The organism is Nocardioides sp. CFH 31398, assembly GCF_022436705.1.
In the GTDB taxonomy this organism is placed as follows: Bacteria; Actinomycetota; Actinomycetes; order Propionibacteriales; family Nocardioidaceae; genus Nocardioides.
In genome coordinates, this window is the sequence record NZ_JAKUHT010000002.1 from 67,559 (window position 1) to 84,814 (window position 17,256).

Below are 17,256 nucleotides of genomic sequence, written 5' to 3' on the forward strand. Positions count from 1 at the left end.
GTGAAGTATCCGGGTGGGGGCCCAGCCCGACCGTCAACGGGGGCTCAACGCGACCCTGACGAGGCCCTCGCGACCGGTGACCCGCGACGGTGCGGTGTGGTACCCATCACTCATGAGCCAGGGTGACGCACGCTCGCCCCTGGTCCTCGTCGTGGACGACGACGCCGCGATCCGCACCGTCGTCCGCTGGCAGCTGGACGACGAGGGGTTCCGTGTCGTCGAGGCGGACGACGGGCAGGTGGCGCTGCGTGCGATCCGCGAGGACCACCCCGCGCTCGTCGTCCTCGACCTGTCCCTGCCCGGGCTGGGTGGGCTCGACGTCCTCCGCGCGCTCCGCGGCGGGCGGTGCGGCCGCTCCGACACCCCGGTGATCGTGCTGTCGGGCCGCAGCGGGGAGACCGACCGCATCGTCGGCCTCGACCTCGGCGCCGACGACTACCTGGTCAAGCCGTTCTCGCCGGGCGAGCTCGCCGCCCGGGTCCGCTCCGTGCTGCGGCGCAGCGGCGCCGACGCCGCCGGCGAGACCATCACCGTCGGGGGCGTGCGCATCGAGCCGGCGAGCCGCCGCGTCGTCCTGGCCGACGACGACGGCGCCGAGACCGACGTCGAGCTGACCCCGAAGGAGTTCGACCTCCTCGCCTTCCTGGCCGCCCACCCGCGCCACGTCTTCACCCGCGTGCAGCTGCTGGACCGGGTCTGGAGCTCCTCCGCGGAGTGGCTCGGCGAGGCCACCGTGACCGAGCACGTGCACCGCCTGCGCACGAAGGTCGAGCCCGACCCCTCCCGGCCCCGCCTGCTGCGGACGGTCCGCGGCGTGGGCTACCAGCTGGTGGACGACGCATGACCGCCCAGCCGACCGCCCAGCCCACCGCCCGGCCCGCCCCCGAGGTCGGGCTGGCGCCGGACGACGCCCGCGTGATGCTCACCCGCCAGCGGGGCATCCTCGAGATGATCGCCCGAGCCGCGCCGCTCCAGGACGTGCTCACCCAGCTGCTCGCGTCGCTCGAGACGCTCATGGACGGCGCCCGCTGCTCGGTGCTCCTGCTCGACCGCGAGCACGGGACCCTCCACCACGGCGCGGCGCCGACCCTGCCGGCCGCCTACGTGGCCGCGATCGACGGGCTCCACATCGGGGACGGGCAGGGCTCGTGCGGGACGGCCGCCGCCGTCAACGCTCCCGTCGTCGCCACCGACGTCCGCTCGGACGCGCGGTGGGCCGGCTTCCGCGGGCTCGCGCTGGACGCCGGTCTGCGCAGCTGCTGGTCGACCCCGATCGCGGGCCACGACGGTCACCCGGTCGGGACGTTCGCGGTCTACCACGCCCGGCCGCACCGCCCGACCGCCCGCGAGCAGCTCCTCGTCGACCGGTTCACCCACCTGGCGTCGGTCGCCATCGACCACGCCCGCGTGCTCGGTGACCTCGTGAGCAGCGAGGAACGGTTCCGCCGCACGTTCGACGACAACCCCCTGGGCATGGTGCTCCTGCGGCCGGACGGCACCATCGACCGCAGCAACCGCGCCTTCAGCGCCCTGGCCGGCTGCGGCGGCTCCCTCGTGGGACGACGGTTGGCCGACCTCCTCGCGCCGGTCGAGGGGCGGCTGGCGGACCGCCTCGACGAGCTCGGACCCGACCGGCCCGGCCCGGTGAGGTTCGAGGGCGTCGTGAGCCCGGCCGGCCCGGGCCGCCCGCAGGCCGCGGACCTCGAGGTGGACGTCGAGGTGGAGGTCACCGTCTCCCTGCTGTGCGCGGCCGAGGACGGCCCCGCCCGGCACGTCGTCAACGTGCTCGACCTGACGGAGCGACGGGCCGCGGAGCGCGACCGCCGGGCACGGAGCGAGGCGGAGACGGCCCGGCGGACCGCCGAGGAGCTGACCCGCGCGAAGTCCGCCCTGCTCGCCGCCGTGGGTCACGAGGCCCGGACGCCGATCCAGGCCATCGTGGGCTTCACCGAGCTGCTGGGCACGCTCGACCTCGAGCCGGCCCGGCGCCGGGAGGCGCTGGAGCACATCGACGCGGCCGCGGGGCACGTGATGGACCTCCTGACCGACGTCCTGGACCTGAGCCGCCTGGAGACCCAGGTGCTGCCACTGGCGCTGGAGCGGGTGGAGCTGCGCGAGGTCGTGCGGGAGGCGGTGGCCCTGCTGACGACGAAGGCGTCGGCGCGGAGCTTCACGGTCGTCGCGGACGTCGGCCCGCAGGTCGTCCTCGCCGACCGGCGGCGGCTGCGCCAGGTGCTGCTCAACCTGCTCGTGAACGCGATCCGTCACGGCCGGGTCGGTGGGCGGGTCGTCGTCCGCTCGGTGCTGCCCGACGACACCGCCACCGGGGGCGAGAAGGACCTCGTCGTGGTCACGGTCACCGACGACGGGCCCGGCATCGCTCTGGAGGTGCTGCCCCGCCTCTTCACCCCGTTCGCGAGCGGCGCGTCGGCGCCCGCCGCCGGGGCCGCCCAGGACGAGAGCCTCGGGCTCGGCCTCGGCCTGGCGCACGGCCTGCTCCACGCCATGGGCGGCGACCTGCGGGTCTCCGGCACCGGCCCCGGGGGGACGACGATGACGCTCCGGGTCCCTCGCGCCGACGACGGGCACGACGCCGCACCCCCGACCGGGGCCACGGCCCCCGTCACCACGCTCGCCGGCGCGCACGCGCCGGGCACGACAGGTTCGACCGCCACGACCGACCCGACGAGAGGACACCGCCCATGACCGCCACGCTGTTCGCCTGCTACCACCACCCCGAGGACCCCGCCGCCTTCGACGAGCACTACGCCGACGTCCACGCCGACCTCGGGCGCGCGCTGCCCGGCCTGCAGTCGTTCACCGGCACCCACACCCAGCCGGGCCCCGACGGCGAGCCCGCGCCGTACTACTTCATCGCGCAGCTGACCTTCCCCGACGCCGAGACCATGGGCGCCTCGCTGTCCGGGACGGAGGGCCAGGCGGCCGTCGCCGACCTGAAGAACTTCGCCGGCGCCGGCGTCCACCTCGTCACGGGGAGCACGACGACGTACGTCTGAGGGAGCCGGCCGGTCGGTCCCGACCGGGGTCAGGCGTCCTCGCCGGCCGCCCAGCCGGTGAGCCTCACGATGCGGCAGACGAGCACGCGGTGGAAGGGCTTGTCGGCGTACTGCGGGACCGTGCGGGCGAGCTTGTCGGCCAGCTCCTCGGTCAGCGCGGCCGGCGGCTCCGGGACGTGCTCGAGCTGCGCCCGGACCCACCACAGGCGGGACCAGTCCTCGGCGTCCCAGTGGTCGACGAGGAGCGAGCCGCGGGGGTCGGCGTCCAGGTTGTCCTCGCGCTGCAGGCGCGAGCGTGCCTTCGGCTTCACCGAGTCGATCGGGACCCCGACGTGGCCGTCGTCGCTGACGGCGTAGACGACCGGCATCGGGTCCGGGCCGCGCTCGGGGTGGAGCGTGCAGAGCACGCCGTGGACGTGGGCGTCGAGGCGGGCCCGCGCGGCCTCCTGCTCCAGCTTCATGCCGCCAGCCTCGCGGAGCCGGGCACGCCGGACCATCACCGTCCGCACAACGCTGCCCGGTGCCCGCCCATCGACCCTTGACCGGGGCGGAGCCGCGCGTGAAGTTGACCCCGTGAACCTCGCCTCCTGGGTCGAACGGCACGGACGCCGGTTGCGCGACCGCCCGGCGCTGGCGGTGGGCGACGACGTCCACGCCACCTGGGCCGAGATGGCGGCCCGTGTCGCCGGCGGCGCCGGCGGCCTGCGGACCCGGCTCGGGCTCGCCACCGGGGACCGCGTCGCGATCGTCATGGGCAACCGGCCCGAGTACCTCGAGGTGCAGTACGCCGCGTGGCACGCCGGCCTGGTCGCCGTCCCGGTCAACGCGCGGCTGCACCGCGACGAGGTCGCGTACGTCCTCGAGCACTCCGGCGCGCGGGTCGCGGTGACCGACGACGAGCACGCCGACGACGTCGAGGCCCTCCTGGAGCGCGTCGGCACCCTCGACGCGGTCGTCCGTGCGCCGGGGTCCGAGTGGGACTCCCTGCGGTCGGCGGACCCGATCGGCCTGGTGGACCGCGCCGGCGACGACGCGGCGTGGCTCTTCTACACGAGCGGGACGACGGGTCGGCCGAAGGGCGCGACCCTCACCCACGGTAACCTGCTCATGGCCTCGCTGAGCTACTTCGCCGACATCGACCCCGTCGCGTCGACCGACAGCGTGCTGCACGCCGCGCCGCTGTCCCACGGCTCCGGCCTGTACGGCCTGCCGCACGTCGCGAAGGGGGCGGTGAGCGTCTTCGGCGAGGGCACGCTGGACGGCGGTCGGCTGCTGGCCCTGACCCGGCGGTGGCCGGGCCTGTCCTTCTTCGCCGCGCCGATCATGGTCCGGCGCCTCGCTGCCGACGACGCGCTGCGCGGGGCCGACGAGAACGACCTGGCGGGGCTCAGGACGATCATCTACGGCGGCGCGCCGATGTACCTCGCGGACCTCGAGGCGGCGCTCGCGACGTTCGGGCCCCGGCTGGCGCAGATCTACGGCCAGGGCGAGACCCCGATGACGATCACCGGCCTGTCGAAGGCCGACCACGCCGAGACCGACCACCCGCGCTGGCGCGAGCGGATGCAGAGCGTGGGCTTCCCCCGCACCGACGTGGACGTCCGCGTCGTCGACCCCGAGGACCGGCCCCTGCCGTCGGGGGATGTCGGCGAGGTCGTGGTGCGCGGCGGGGTCGTCATGGCCGGCTACTGGCGGGCTGAGGAGGCGACCGCCGAGACGCTGCGCGGCGGGTGGCTGCACACCGGCGACGTCGGCAGCATGGACGACGACGGCTTCCTGACCCTGAGGGACCGCAGCAAGGACCTGATCATCTCCGGCGGCATGAACATCTACCCCCGCGAGGTGGAGGAGGTGCTGCTCACCCACCCGCAGGTCGCGGGCGCCGCGGTCGTCGGCCGCCCGGACCCGGAGTGGGGCGAGTCCGTCGTCGCGTTCGTCGTCCCGGACGGCGACCCGCCCGCGGACCTGGAGACGGAGCTCGACCGCCTGTGCCTCGACCGGATCGCCCGCTTCAAGCGACCGAAGGAGTACCACGTCGTCGACGCCCTGCCGACGAACAACTACGGCAAGGTGCTCAAGCGCGAGCTGCGGGAGCGGCTGGCGGACGCCACCTGAGGTGGGCGCACAGCGTTGATCAAACGATGAGGCAGGCGACCCTTGCGGGTCGCCTGCGGCGGAATGTTAGGTGCATCACAAGGGCCGGTGGTCCGCCCGGGCGCCGGCCGACGCCCCCTCGCGAGGAGATGTCCGCCCGATGAAGATCGCCCTCTACCTCCCCACGTTCCGCGACCACGTGACGATCCAGGAGCTCGCCGACCTCACCGACCTCGCCGAGGAGCTGGAGTTCGACTCGGTGTGGACCCTCGACCGGGTCATCGTCCCGGAGGCCTCCGACCGGGGCGAGATGCAGTACCCCTTCGGGATGATGGAGCAGATGCCGCTGCAGATGCCGGTGAGCTCGCGCGGCCAGTGGTTCCAGGGCTGGCCGCTGCTGCCCTGGCTGGCCGCGCGCACCGAGAAGGTGCGCATCGGGATGAGCATCACCGTCACCCCGTTCCGTAACCCCGGTGTCTTCGCCGCCGAGTGCGCGACCATCGACCACATCTCGAACGGCCGCCTCAACGTGGGCGTGGGGTCCGGGTGGATGCCCGAGGAGTTCGCGGCCGCCAGCGTGGCCGACACGTTCCCCCGTCGTCACGGCCACGTGCGGGAGACGATCGAGATCTGCCAGGGGATCTGGAACAACGAGCTGTTCGAGTACCACGGCGAGTTCGCGGACTTCGGCCCCTCGGGCTTCGGGCACAAGCCCGTCCAGCCCGGCGGCCCGCCGATCTGGTTCAGCGGTCTCAAGGACCCGAAGCGCTCCGCGCGCCGCATCAGCAAGTACGGGCTGGCCGGGTGGATCGGCATCCAGGACACCCCCGACGAGCTCGGCAAGTGGCGCCAGGCCATCTCCGACGAGCTGGACGCCATCGGGACGACGTCCATCGACAGCGTCGAGATGAGCAGCATGATCTGGTTCGTCATCACCGACACCGAGGTCGACCAGACCGACAACGGCAAGCTGACGAACCTGCTGGTCGGCACCGAGCAGCAGATCACCGACCGGCTGAAGGCCTACCAGGAGGCGGGCATGACCATGCCGTTGATCTGGCCGCCGTTCGCGGACGTCCCGGTGTCGAAGACGCTCGACGACCTGAAGCGCCTGAAGAACGACATCATGCCGAAGGTCGAGGCCTCCTGAGGTGTCACGGCCGGGGCGCGAGCGCGTCGAGCACGCGCTCCGCCTCGGCCGTCGCCGCGTCCGGGTCCACCGCGGGCCCGCCGACGCGGGCGTCGAAGTTCAGGTCGACGAACACCTCGGTGACGCCCCGGGCGGCGAGCGCGGCGAGGTCGTCGCGGACCTGGTCCGCCGAGCCCTGGAGCGGACGACGGCCCGAGCCGGCGTCGGTCTCGGTCAGCTCGACGATCCCGCGCACCAGGGTCCGGACGGCGTCCGGGTCGCGCCCCGCCTCGCGGGCGCCGTCCCGCACGTGGCCGACGGCCTCGCCGATCGTGCGCAGGTCCTGCTTGCTGCTGCCGATCCAGCCCTGGGCGAGCCGGCCCGCCCGCCGCAGCGCGGCCGGCGCGGACCCGCCCACCAGCAGCGGCGGGTGCGGGCGCTGCACCGGCGCGAGGCCGGTGTGGGACGCCGGCACGGAGTAGAACTCGCCCTCGAAGCGCACGGGGTCCTCGGTCCACAGGGCGACCAGGCAGCGGAGGTACTCCTCCATCCGCGCGCCGCGGCGCGCGAACGGCACGCCCGTCGCCTCGTACTCGTGCGGCATCCAGCCGATGCCGAGGCCGACGGACAGCCGGCCGCCGCAGAGGTGGTCCAGCGTCGCCGTCGCCTTCGCCAGCACGACGGGGGCGAGGAAGGGCGCGCAGATCGTGGCCGTCCCCAGCCCGATCCGCTCGGTGTGCGACGCGACGTGCGCCAGCGGCAGCAGCGGGTCGTGGACCTGCTGGTACGACGGGTCGTCGGCGGCCCGCGTGCCCGGGTTCTCCCGACGGTCGAACGCGGGGTCCAGGCCGCCCTCGACCGGGTACAGCAGCCGTTGGAAGGTCCACAGCGCGGCGTAGCCCCGGTCCTCGGCGCGGCGCGCGACGTGGATCATCCTGTCTGCGGTGGCCCACGCGCCCGAGACGGGCAGCCCGAACCCCAGCAGCGGCATCGGTGCGCTCACCGGCTCAGGATGCCAGCCCCCACCCCCGCCCGACCCCTCCGGAAGGACAGCGCGACATGACCGGCACCACTCAGCACGGCGGGACCCTCCGCATCGGCTACAAGGCCTCCGCGGAGCAGTTCGGCCCCCGCGAGCTCGTCGAGCTCGGCGTCCGCGCGGAGGAGGTCGGTCTCGACAGCGTCTGGGTCTCCGACCACCTGCAGCCGTGGCGGCACGAGGGCGGCCACGCGCCGTACGCGCTGGCGTGCCTGGCGGCCATCGGTGAGCGCACCGAGCGGGTCGTCCTCGGCACGAGCGTGCTCACCCCCACCTTCCGCTACAACCCGGCCGTGCTCGCCCAGCACCTCGCGACGCTGACGCTGCTCAACCCCGAGCGGATCATCCTCGGCGTCGGCACGGGGGAGGCGCTCAACGAGATCTCCGTCGGCCTGCCGGAGTGGCCGGAGTTCAAGGAGAGGTGGGCCAGGCTGCGGGAGTCCGTCCGCCTGATGCGCGCGCTGTGGGACGGCGAGCGCGTCAGCTTCGACGGCGACTACTACTCCACCGTCGACGCCACGATCTACGACCGTCCCGAGGGCGGGGTGCCGATCTACGTCGCGGCCGGTGGGCCCCAGATGGCGCGGTACGCCGGCCGCGTCGGCGACGGCTTCATCTGCACCAGCGGCAAGGGCATGGACCTCTACACCGAGAAGCTGCTGCCCGCCGTCGAGGAGGGCCTGGAGAAGGCGGAGCGCCCGTCGGACGGCATCGCCCGGATGATCGAGATCAAGCTCTCCTACGCCCACACCCGCGAGGAGGCGCTGGAGAACTGTCGTTTCTGGGCGCCGCTGTCGCTGAGCGCCGAGCAGAAGCACCAGCTGGACGACCCGGTCGAGATGGCCCGCGCCGCCGACGAGCTGCCGATCGAGCAGATCGCCTCGCGCTGGATCGTCGAGACCACCCCCGAGGGGGTCGTCGACGCGGTCCGGCCCTACGTCGAGGCCGGCTTCGAGCACCTCGTGATCCACGCGCCCGGCCACGACCAGGAGGGGTTCCTCGCGCAGTTCTCCGCCGAGGTCCTGCCCGGCCTGCGCGAGCTGCAGGGGTCGCTGCCCCGCGCGTGACGGGCGGGGCGACCCCTCCGACGACCCCCGGACCCCGTCGCGGCCCCGACCACCGGCTCGACCACCGGTGGGTCGGCCGCGGTGACTGCCAGCGGATCGCAAGCCCGGTGACGGGGTGCCGGTGGACCGTGGTCGTCATGCCCCCTGTCGACGACGTCCGTCCCCCTCCGGTCCCGGCCGCCTGGCTGGCGCCGTGGTTCACCCCACCCGCGCGCAGCGAGCTCGCGACCGGGCACCACCTGCGCCCCCTGCGGGCCGCGGACGCCGGCCTGCCCGGACTGCCCGCCGGCCTCGACACCGAGGCGGTCGCCGCGGCCTGCGTCGCGCGCTCCGCCTTCGTCTACGGCGCGTTCGACGACGAGGAGCGGCGCCTGCTGGCCTGGGTGACGCTCGACCCCGGGACCCCGCCGCACGACGTCGAGGTCGGGTGGGCGCTCACGCCCGACCAGGTCGGCACGTCGCTCGCGGAGGCCCTGCTGGCGGCGCTGCCGGACTGGCTGGCGCGCAGCTGGCCGTGGACGTCACCGCACGTCGTGCGGCGCTGAGGGCTCCGGGCCCTCCAGCGCGAGCGCGACGGTCGCGTCGAGGCCGAGCACCCGTCCGGACCGTCGGCAGCGGTCGTACGACGCCCCGCCGAGGCGGTCCCGGACGGTCGCGGCGGCGGCGTCACGGGCGTCGTCGTCGGGCAGGTAGTACCCGCCGTAGGCCTGGCCGTTGCCCAGCTCGCGGCACGACTCGGCGGCACCGAGCAGGGTGGCGAGCCGCTCGACGGAGGCCTCGTCGCCGACCAGGCGCAGCTCGATCACGACGAGCAGGTCGAGGAAGTAGGACAGGTTCGACAGGTCGCCCATCTCCTGCGACAGCCGGATCCCCTCGCGCAGGTGGCGACGGGCCGCGGCGTCGTCCGACCCGGACTCCAGGCGGGCCAGGCTCCACAGGGCCGAGAAGGCCCCGAGCCGGTCCCCTCGGGCCGTGGCCAGGGCGTGGGCGCGGGTGACCCGCGAGCGGGCCTCGTCGGGGTGGCCGGTCTCGAGGAGCGCGGTGCCGAGCCACACCTGCGCGAGCACCTCCAGCCAGGGGCCGTAGGAGTCGGCGGGCAGGGTCCCGGTCAGCGCGAGCGCCTGCTCGAGCCGCGTGCGTGCCTCCGCGAGGTCCCCGCGCGCGAGCGCGGCGATGCCCAGGCCCGCCCGGCTGTTCGCCTCCGCCTCGGTGTCGCCGAGGACGACGGCGTCCTCCAGCGCGCGCCCCCAGGCCTCGCCGGCAGCCGTGTGGTCGCCCTGCGCGTAGGCCATGCAGGCGAGCGCGATCGTCGCCCGGGTCCTGACCTCCGGCGGGGCGCCCGGCAGCGCGGCCGCCGCGGCCGCCGTCCGCCGACCGAGGTCGGACAGCCCGCGGAGCCACCAGTAGAGCCACAGCGACCAGGCGAGGCGCCCCGGGGTGGTGTGGTCGCCCGCCCGGAGGCTGCGCTCGACGGCCGCGAGCAGGTTGGCGTGCTCGTCGTCGACGACGCGGAGCCAGGTCACCTGCTCGCGGCCGAGGTAGCCGACGGCGGCCCGCTCGGCGAGCTCCACGCAGGCGCGGGCGTGGGCGCGGGTCACGGACGCGAGCTCGTCGGGTCGTGAGAGTCGCTGGGCGTGCTGGGCGACCGGTTCGAGCATCCCGTAGCGGGGCCGCCCGTCGGACGACCACGACACCGTGACCAGCGAGTGCTCGACCAGCTCCTCGAGGTCACCGATCCGGTCGGCGCCGACCACGTCCGCGAAGAGGTCGTAGGACCAGCCGCCGGAGAAGACCGCGAGGTCGCGGAAGAGCCGCTGGGCCGCCTCGGGCAGCAGCCGGTAGCTCCAGTCGAGGGTGGCCTGCATGGTGCGCTGGCGGGCGGGCAGGTCGCGGAGACCGGACGAGAGGGCCTCGTCCAGCCGTTGGAGCAGGACCTGGAGGGTCAGGACCCGCACGCGGGAGGCGGCCAGCTCGAGCGCCAGCGGGATGCCGGCGAGCCGCTGGCAGATCTCCGCCACCGGGCCCACGGTGAGGTCGTCGAGCACGAAGCCACGGCTCACCGCCCGGGCCCGGGTCATGAACAGCGAGACCGCCGGCGAGGACGCGACCTCGGCGACGTCGGCGCCGCCCCGCGGCACCGCGAGCGGCTCGACCAGGTGCTCGTGCTCGCCGTTGACCCGCAGCGGGGCCCGGCTCGTGACCAGCACCCGGAGCCCCGGCGCGGCGCCGACGAGCCACGACACCCGGGGGGCGGCGTCCAGCAGGTGCTCGACGTTGTCCAGCACCAGCAGCACGTCCCGACCCCGGAGCAGCGCGACGGCGGCGTCACCCGGGTCGGCGTCGCCCGCGGCGGCCGGACCGTCGGCCGGCGCCGGCAGGGCCTGGCGGAGCGCGTGGACGACGGTCGGCAGCACCAGCGCCGGGTCGGTGACGGTCGCGAGGGGGACGAGGACGACGCCGTCGGCGACCTCCTGGCGCAGCCGGCCCGCCACGGCGAGGGCGAGCCGGGTCTTGCCCACACCGCCGGTGCCGGTCAGCGTCAGGAGCCGGGTGTCGTCCCGCAGGGCCGCCACCACCCGCTCGAGGTCGCAGTCGCGCCCGACGAGGGCGGTCGGCGGCTCGACCAGCCCACCACCGGTGGGGGCGACGGGCTCGGCCGGGGACGGCGACGAGGTGGGCGGGGTCGCCCCGGTCGGCGAGGGGGTGGGTGCGGCGGGTGGGCGGGACGGTGTGCTGGGTGGGCTGGGTCGGCTGGGTGCCGGGGGTCGGTCGAGGGCCGGGTCCTGGAGCAGCACCTGCTCGTGGAGGCGCCGCAGCTGCGGCCCGGGGTCGACACCGAGGTCCTCGGCGAGGCGGTGCCGGCCGGACTCGTAGACCTCCAGCGCGGCGGCCTGGCGACCCGAGCGGTACAGAGCCACCATCAGCACGGCACGCAGGCCCTCGTGTAGGGGCTCGCGGGCGACGAGCGGCGCCAGCCGCTCGACGACGTCCTCGGGCCGGCCGAGCCGGAGGTCGAGGTCGGCCGCGAGCTCGTGGGCCTCGAGGTGGCGGGCGGCGAGCCGGTCGGCCTCGAGACGGGCGAACTGCTGGGGGACGTCGGCGTAGGCCTCGCCGCGCCACAGGGCCAGCGCCTCGGCGACCAGGTCGCGGGCGCGGGACGGGTCGGGCTCCTCCCGGGCGGTCCGCACGAGGGAGGTGAAGCGGACGGCGTCCACCGCGTCCGGGGCGAGCGCGAGGCGGTAGCCGGGCGACCGGGTGAGGAGCACGTCCGGGCCGAGGCGGCGCCGCAGTCGGGAGACGTAGCTGTGCAGCGTCGCGAGGGACCCCTCCTCGGGGGAGTCCCACACCCGGGCCAGCAGCGTGTCCACCCCCACGACGCGGGGCGCGTCGACGACGAGGGCCGCGAGGAGCGCGCGCAGCGCCGGCATCAGCTCGACGTCCGTGCCGTCCACCGTGAGCAGCGTGGGGCCGAGCACGCCGAGGGTGGGGGACGAGGGTGCAGCGGCAGCGGCGACCACGGCCCCGATCCTAGGGACCGGACCGGTGGTCGAGGCAAGTGTTGTCAGCGCCTTGCACGGGCGCTCAAGTCAGGTGCCAGTCGTTCGCAAGGACGGCGCCCCAGGGTCGTCACCAGGCACCTGACGACGACCCGGAGGACCGCCATGACGCTCGCCCCGATCGCCCCCTCGTACGAGGGGTCGGCACTCACCCCGTGCCGCGACGACCTCGACCTGTGGTTCGCGGAGAAACCGGAGAAGCTCAAGGTCGCGCAGGCCCTCTGCGGCGGCTGCGCCCTCGTCGAGCAGTGCCTCGAGGGGGCGCTCGAGCGCCGCGAGCCCTGGGGCGTGTGGGGTGGCCGCATCTTCGTGGACGGCGAGGTGGTGGCGGTCAAGCGCGGTCGCGGCCGCCCGCCCCGCTCGTCGTACGTCACCCCGGTGACCGCAGCCGAGCAGCCTGCCGGGTGAGGTGGTCGCGCTCGGCCGTCGAGGTCGCGAGCGCCGCAGCCTCCGCGTACAGCGTCGCCGCCCGCTCGATGTCGCCGCTGCGCTCGTGCAGGTGGGCCGACGCCGCCGTCCACCGGGGGACGGCGGGGTCGACCTCCGCGAGCGCCCGCAGGCCGGCTCGCGGTCCGTCGGCCTCACCGACGGCCACGGCCCGGGCGAGCCGGGCCACCGGGTCCTCGCCGAGCGCCAGCAGCTCGTCGTACCACTCGACGACCTGCACCCAGTCGGTCTCCTCGGCGCTGGGTGCGTCGGCGTGCAGGGCCGCCACCGCGGCCTGCGCCTGCATCGGCCCGAGCCGGTCGCGGGCCAGCGCCGCCTGCAGGAGGTCGACGCCCTCGGCGACGAGGTCGGTGTCCCACCGCGACCGGTCCTGCTCGGCGAGCGGGACGAGCGAGGAGTCGGCGCGGGTGCGGGCCGCCCGGCGTGCGTGGTGGAGCAGCATCAGCGCCAGCAGCCCGTGCACCTCCGGGTGGTCGACGAGCCCCGCGAGCTGACGGGTCAGCCGGATGGCCTCCTCGGCGAGGTCGACGTCGCCCGCGTGGCCCTCGTTGAAGACGAGGTAGAGCACGCGGAGCACCGTCGCCACGTCCCCCGGCGCGCGCCGGTCGAGACCCTCCCGGGCCACCGTCGCCTTCGCCCGCGAGATCCGCTGGGCCATCGTCGACTCGGGCACCAGGTACGCCTCCGCGACCTGTCGGGTGGTCAGGCCCCCCACGGCCCGCAGGGTGAGGGCCACCGCCGACGCCGGGGTCAGCGCGGGGTGGGCGCACAGGACGTACAGCGCCAGCGTGTCGTCGTCCGAGGCCGCGGGGCCCGGCGGCGGCTCCTCCGCGACCCGCTCCTCCCGGCGCCGTCGCGCGGTCTCGGAGCGGGCGGCGTCCAGGAAGCGGCGCCACGCCACGGTGACCAGCCAGCCGCGCGGGTCGCGCGGGGGGTCGTCGGACCAGCGCTGGGTCGCCTCGAGCAGGGCCTCCTGCACGGCGTCCTCGGCCGTCGCGAAGTCGGCGCCGCGGCCGACGAGGACGGCCGTGACCTGCGGCGCCAGCCGGCGCAGCAGGCCCTCGTCCACCTCCACGGTCGGGCCCTCAGTCGGTGACCGTGGGGGTCTCCCCGTAGAGGGGGCGGACCTCCAGCCACTCGCCGATCGGCAGGCCGTCGGCACCGGGGGCGGCGGACAGCTCGCCGGCGAGCTCGATCGCCCGGTCGCGGTCGGTGACGTCGATGATCATCCAGCCGGCGATCAGGTCCTTGGTCTCCGGGAACGGCCCGTCCGTCGCCGGCGGACGGCCCTCCCCGTCGTACCGGACCCACAGGCCCTCGGGCAGCAGTGCCTGGCCGTCCACGAACTCGCCGGAGTCGCGCAGCCGGTCGGCGAAGTCGTCCATGTAGCGCAGGTGCGCGTCGACCTCCGCGGGCGTCCACCGGTCCATCGGGACGTCGTGGGTCGCCGCCGGGGCGCCGCGGTAGTGCTTGAGCAGCAGGTACTTGGCCATCGTCGTGTCTCCTCTCGTGCGGCCCATCCTGGCCGCCTCACCCCGAGGACGGAGCCGACCGCCGCTTCTCGACGTCTCCCCGGTGCTCGGCGATGAGGAGTCCGCACCCGTGCCGGACGGACGCGGGCAGGACCGAGACCGCGACCAGCGCCACGAACCCCGCCACGAGCTTGTCCACGACGGAGGCGACGAGGTTCGCGACGACCAGCCCCACGACGTACGTGCCGAGGAGCGCCGCGAACGTCACCGTGAGCTGGTCCTGCGGTCCCCGCGGCTCCGTGCCGGCCACGAGGAGCAGCACGGGGACCGCCAGGGCCGTGCACGCGACGCCGACCCCGAGGTTCAGGGCCAGGAACCGCGGCAGCGTGCGGCCGAGGCCCCAGGACCGGACTCCGTGGCCCCACAGGAGGGCGCCCACCACGTTGACGGCGACGAACCCGAGCTCCTCGGGAGCGGCGACGCCGAGGCCCACGACGGAGGACACGACCGCGACGAGCACGCCGCGCCACGGGCCGAGGGCGATGGCGGCGACGGCGGTGCCGGTCATGTCGAGGAAGAAGGGGACCTCGGTCAGCGCGACGAACGACAACCCGGCCAGGTTGAGCGCCACGCAGCCCACGATCACGGCGAGCACGGTCGCGGGTGCGGGCGGGCCCGGTTCGGCCGGCGGTCCGGGGTGGGTGGTCGCGGCCGGTGGGACCGGCGCTGGCACCCCCTCGGCGGGCCCCTCGGCGGGCCCCTCGGCGGGCACCTCGGCGGGCACCTCGGCGGGCACCTCGGCGGGCACCTCGGCGGGCGCTGCGTCCGCCGCTGGCGGGAGGGTCGCCGGGGGCTCCTCGGGGCGCCCCGGTGCCGGGGCGGCGGGGGAGCGGGCGGCGGCCACCCAGTCGTCCACCCCCTCCTCGGGGACGCCGAGCGCGAGGGCGATCTCCCGCACCAGGGGCAGGCTCATCCGGGTCCGGCCGTCGCGGAAGCAGTCGTAGACCGTCGAGCGGGCGACCCGGGCGACCGCGGGGGGCACCCCGGCCGCCAGCCGGGCGTCACGCACCCGGGAGGCGATGGTCTGGAACGACGGGTCCCCGGCCTCCGAGCGCAGCCGGCGCAGCTCGCTCGCGATCGGCGTCCACCGTGCCTCGCCGGTCTCCGTGCTGTGCGTCTCGTCCACACCGACACCCCCATGTCGTCGCGGCCCCCGTCGTCGTAGCACCGGCAGGGTCCGGCCCGGACCCTAGCGCGGGACGCCCCGCGGCCCGTGTCGGCTGTCCGGGACCGTCCGGGAGCAGGGCCGCCCGCTGACGCCGGCGGACCGGGGTCGCTGTAGTGGTGTCGTCTCGCGCGCTGCGATCCGGGGGAGGCGCGCGAGACCCTCGGGACGTCGTCCGGCGCGCGTGGCTGCCGCGGGTCCGCTTGCCGGGGGAGACGCGACGCCCCGGTTCTTCCTAGGATCGGGGGCGGCACCGAACGCCGGTGCTTCTCCTCGGGCGGGGGCGCCGATGTCGGAGCAGGGAGCGCGACGCCATGTCCGTGCGCCTGCGGACGACCTGCGCGACCTCCACGAGGCCGCCGACCTCGACCTCCAGCACGCGGCCGAGGGCGTCCGCGACGTGCTCGGCTACGGGGTGGTCGCCGTCTCGCTGCTGCGGGGCACCGGCGAGTACGAGTTCGTCGCGGTCGTGGGGCCGCCCGACGCCCGGGACTACCTGCTCGGCACCCACCTGGCCGGCGAGCAGCTCGACCGCGCGATCGCGGCCGCCGACGTCCACGGGCGGGTCCACTACGTGCCCCGGGGGCGGTTGCCCGACAACGGGCCGCGCTGGGCCTCCGACGCCCCCCGGACGGGGGACCCGGAGGTGTGGTCGCCCGACGACGAGCTGTTCGTGATGTTCGTCGACCAGACGGGCTCGGTCCGCGGGCACGTGGCCGTCGACCACCCGCCCGGCGGGCGGGTCCCGACGGTGACCATGCGCTCCCAGCTCGAGGCGTACGTCGAGCGGATGGTGCCCGTCCTCCTGCACGCCGACAGCCTCCACCGCAGCGACGAGCAGCTGCGGATCGCCGCCCAGGCCCGTCGGGTGGTGCGGTCCGCCATCACCCGCCTCGACGAGAGCGACCTCCTCGACGCCGCCGGCGCCGACCTCGCGGACTGCCTGCGCGCCGACGAGGTCTGGTTCCACACCGAGGACCCCCGCCGTCTGCTGCGGCACCCCGCCGGGGCGGGGACGGACCCGCCGTCCGAGATCGTCGAGCGCATCCGCGTCATGGCGGACCGCGCGTGGCGCGGCCAGCTCGCGGTGGTCGTCGAGGACGAGCGGGTCCTGCCCGAGGGCTCGGGCAGCGACGGGTGGGAGGAGGTGCTGGGGTTCCTCCACGGCGTCGGGCTGGAGTCGATGCTGCTGGTGCCGGTGGGAGCCGGCGTGCAGTGCCTCGGCGCCGTCGTCGGCGTCCGCCGCTCCGGCGCCGCCGAGTGGAGCGACCTGGAGATCCTCGCCGCCCAGGACCTCGGCCGTGACCTCGGCTCCGCGCTGCAGACCGCTCGGTTCTTCGAGCGCGAGCGCGGCCACGCGGCGTACAAGCAGCAGCTGATCGCGACCATCGCCCACGAGCTGAAGAACCCGCTGACGGCGGTGCGCGGGAACCTGGAGCTGCTGCAGGACGAGGTCGCCGAGCAGCCGGCCGCCACGATGCTCTCCGACAGGATCGGGCGCGCCACCCACCGGCTGGCGGTGCTCGTCGACAACCTGCTCACGCTCTCGGCGGTCGACGAGGCCGCCGACGTCCGCGACGGCCGGTCGGTCGACCTGGCCGCCCTCGTCGCCGACGCCGTCGAGGTCGTGACCGTGCAGGCCGGCCAGCGCGGGGTGACGGTGTCGGTCGACGCCGCCCCCGGCGCGCGGGTCCGGGGCATGCCGGGGGAGCTCGAGCACCTCGTCGTCAACCTCGTCAGCAACGCCGTGAAGTACTCCGACGACGGCGGGGAGGTGGCGATCCGTGTCGGCGCCGAGGACCGCGACGCCGTCCTGGCCGTGACCGACCGGGGCATCGGCATCGCCGAGGAGGAGCGCGGGCGCATCTTCGGGGAGTTCTTCCGGTCGGCGAACCCCCGCGCGCGCACGCGCCCCGGCACCGGCCTCGGCCTGGCCATCGCCGCCCGCGTGGTCGAGCGCCACGGCGGCCGCATCGACGTGCAGTCGACCCTCGGGCAGGGGTCGACCTTCGAGGTCCGGCTGCCGCTCGACCGCTGACGCGCCACGCGTCCCGGGGTGCGTGGCGGGCCGGCCCGGGCGTGCGGCGGCGCGCCGGAACCGGGGAACCGCTGACGTCGCCCGGGGCCGTGCCCTACCGTGGTGCCGCTCTCCAGTGCCGCCGAGGCGGCGTCCGGGACCGGGGGCGTGGCGGCGGATCGTGCTGCCCGG

At 75.5% G+C, this 17,256-nt stretch carries 15 protein-coding genes; 9 read left to right on the forward strand and 6 right to left on the reverse strand.

What is annotated here, in order from left to right:
- The first annotated feature begins 112 nt into the window (after positions 1-112).
- Genes MJ876_RS02105 through MJ876_RS02115 form a run of 3 tightly spaced genes read left to right on the forward strand, consistent with a single transcriptional unit; the run spans position 113 to position 3,017 of the window.
- Positions 113-844 (forward strand): response regulator, encoded by a 732-nt coding sequence (locus tag MJ876_RS02105; RefSeq protein WP_240234395.1) that lies wholly within the window; start codon positions 113-115, stop codon positions 842-844.
- Positions 841-2,706 carry an ATP-binding protein gene (locus MJ876_RS02110; RefSeq protein ID WP_240234396.1) on the forward strand — a complete coding sequence of 622 codons (1,866 nt, stop codon included), beginning with the start codon at positions 841-843 and terminating at the stop codon, positions 2,704-2,706. The genes MJ876_RS02105 and MJ876_RS02110 overlap by 4 nt, the downstream gene beginning before the upstream one ends.
- Positions 2,703-3,017 carry an EthD family reductase gene (locus tag MJ876_RS02115; RefSeq protein ID WP_240234397.1) on the forward strand — a complete coding sequence of 105 codons (315 nt, stop codon included), beginning with the start codon at positions 2,703-2,705 and terminating at the stop codon, positions 3,015-3,017. The genes MJ876_RS02110 and MJ876_RS02115 overlap by 4 nt, the downstream gene beginning before the upstream one ends.
- Before the next feature lie 29 nt (positions 3,018-3,046).
- Here MJ876_RS02115 and MJ876_RS02120 read toward each other — a convergent pair whose 3' ends face one another.
- Positions 3,047-3,478, reverse strand: a complete 432-nt coding sequence (locus MJ876_RS02120; protein ID WP_240234398.1) for a pyridoxamine 5'-phosphate oxidase family protein — start codon at positions 3,476-3,478, stop codon at positions 3,047-3,049.
- Positions 3,479-3,590: 112 nt separating this feature from the next.
- Here MJ876_RS02120 and MJ876_RS02125 point away from each other — a divergent pair, with 112 nt between their 5' ends.
- Together MJ876_RS02125 and MJ876_RS02130 are read left to right on the forward strand one after the other, a co-directional pair.
- The gene (locus MJ876_RS02125) at positions 3,591-5,132 is read left to right on the forward strand and encodes an AMP-binding protein (protein ID WP_240234399.1); all 1,542 of its coding nucleotides are present in this window, start codon (positions 3,591-3,593) and stop codon (positions 5,130-5,132) included.
- A gap of 139 nt (positions 5,133-5,271) precedes the next feature.
- A complete protein-coding gene (locus MJ876_RS02130; protein ID WP_240234400.1) occupies positions 5,272-6,261 on the forward strand; it encodes an LLM class flavin-dependent oxidoreductase in 990 nt (329 codons plus the stop codon).
- 4 nt (positions 6,262-6,265) lie between these two features.
- Here the strand turns inward: MJ876_RS02130 and MJ876_RS02135 are convergent, their stop codons facing one another.
- Positions 6,266-7,243 carry a TIGR03619 family F420-dependent LLM class oxidoreductase gene (locus MJ876_RS02135; protein WP_240234401.1) on the reverse strand — a complete coding sequence of 326 codons (978 nt, stop codon included), beginning with the start codon at positions 7,241-7,243 and terminating at the stop codon, positions 6,266-6,268.
- Positions 7,244-7,299: 56 nt separating this feature from the next.
- Here MJ876_RS02135 and fgd point away from each other — a divergent pair, with 56 nt between their 5' ends.
- Positions 7,300-8,346 carry a glucose-6-phosphate dehydrogenase (coenzyme-F420) gene (fgd, locus tag MJ876_RS02140; RefSeq protein WP_240234402.1) on the forward strand — a complete coding sequence of 349 codons (1,047 nt, stop codon included), beginning with the start codon at positions 7,300-7,302 and terminating at the stop codon, positions 8,344-8,346.
- Positions 8,347-8,483: 137 nt separating this feature from the next.
- A complete protein-coding gene (locus MJ876_RS02145; RefSeq protein WP_240234403.1) occupies positions 8,484-8,891 on the forward strand; it encodes a hypothetical protein in 408 nt (135 codons plus the stop codon).
- On the opposite strand, the gene MJ876_RS02150 is transcribed toward MJ876_RS02145, so the two are convergent.
- The gene (locus tag MJ876_RS02150) at positions 8,868-11,864 is read right to left on the reverse strand and encodes a BTAD domain-containing putative transcriptional regulator (RefSeq protein WP_240234404.1); all 2,997 of its coding nucleotides are present in this window, start codon (positions 11,862-11,864) and stop codon (positions 8,868-8,870) included. The genes MJ876_RS02145 and MJ876_RS02150 overlap by 24 nt on opposite strands.
- Positions 11,865-12,008: 144 nt before the next feature.
- Between MJ876_RS02150 and MJ876_RS02155 the strand changes: the two genes are divergently transcribed.
- A complete protein-coding gene (locus MJ876_RS02155) occupies positions 12,009-12,311 on the forward strand; it encodes a WhiB family transcriptional regulator (protein WP_275694269.1) in 303 nt (100 codons plus the stop codon).
- On the opposite strand, the gene MJ876_RS02160 is transcribed toward MJ876_RS02155, so the two are convergent.
- The 3 genes from MJ876_RS02160 to MJ876_RS02170 are packed head-to-tail and all read right to left on the reverse strand — an operon-like array spanning position 12,274 to position 15,008.
- Positions 12,274-13,419, reverse strand: coding sequence for an RNA polymerase sigma factor (locus tag MJ876_RS02160; RefSeq protein ID WP_240234441.1), 1,146 nt, complete (start codon positions 13,417-13,419; stop codon positions 12,274-12,276). The genes MJ876_RS02155 and MJ876_RS02160 overlap by 38 nt on opposite strands.
- 16 nt (positions 13,420-13,435) lie before the next feature.
- Entirely contained in the window at positions 13,436-13,843 is a 408-nt protein-coding gene (locus MJ876_RS02165) for a YciI family protein (protein ID WP_240234405.1), read from the reverse strand.
- Positions 13,844-13,880: 37 nt separating this feature from the next.
- The gene (locus MJ876_RS02170) at positions 13,881-15,008 is read right to left on the reverse strand and encodes a hypothetical protein (protein WP_240234406.1); all 1,128 of its coding nucleotides are present in this window, start codon (positions 15,006-15,008) and stop codon (positions 13,881-13,883) included.
- 328 nt (positions 15,009-15,336) lie between these two features.
- Between MJ876_RS02170 and MJ876_RS02175 the strand changes: the two genes are divergently transcribed.
- Entirely contained in the window at positions 15,337-17,085 is a 1,749-nt protein-coding gene (locus tag MJ876_RS02175; protein ID WP_240234407.1) for a GAF domain-containing sensor histidine kinase, read from the forward strand.
- Positions 17,086-17,256 lie beyond the last annotated feature (171 nt).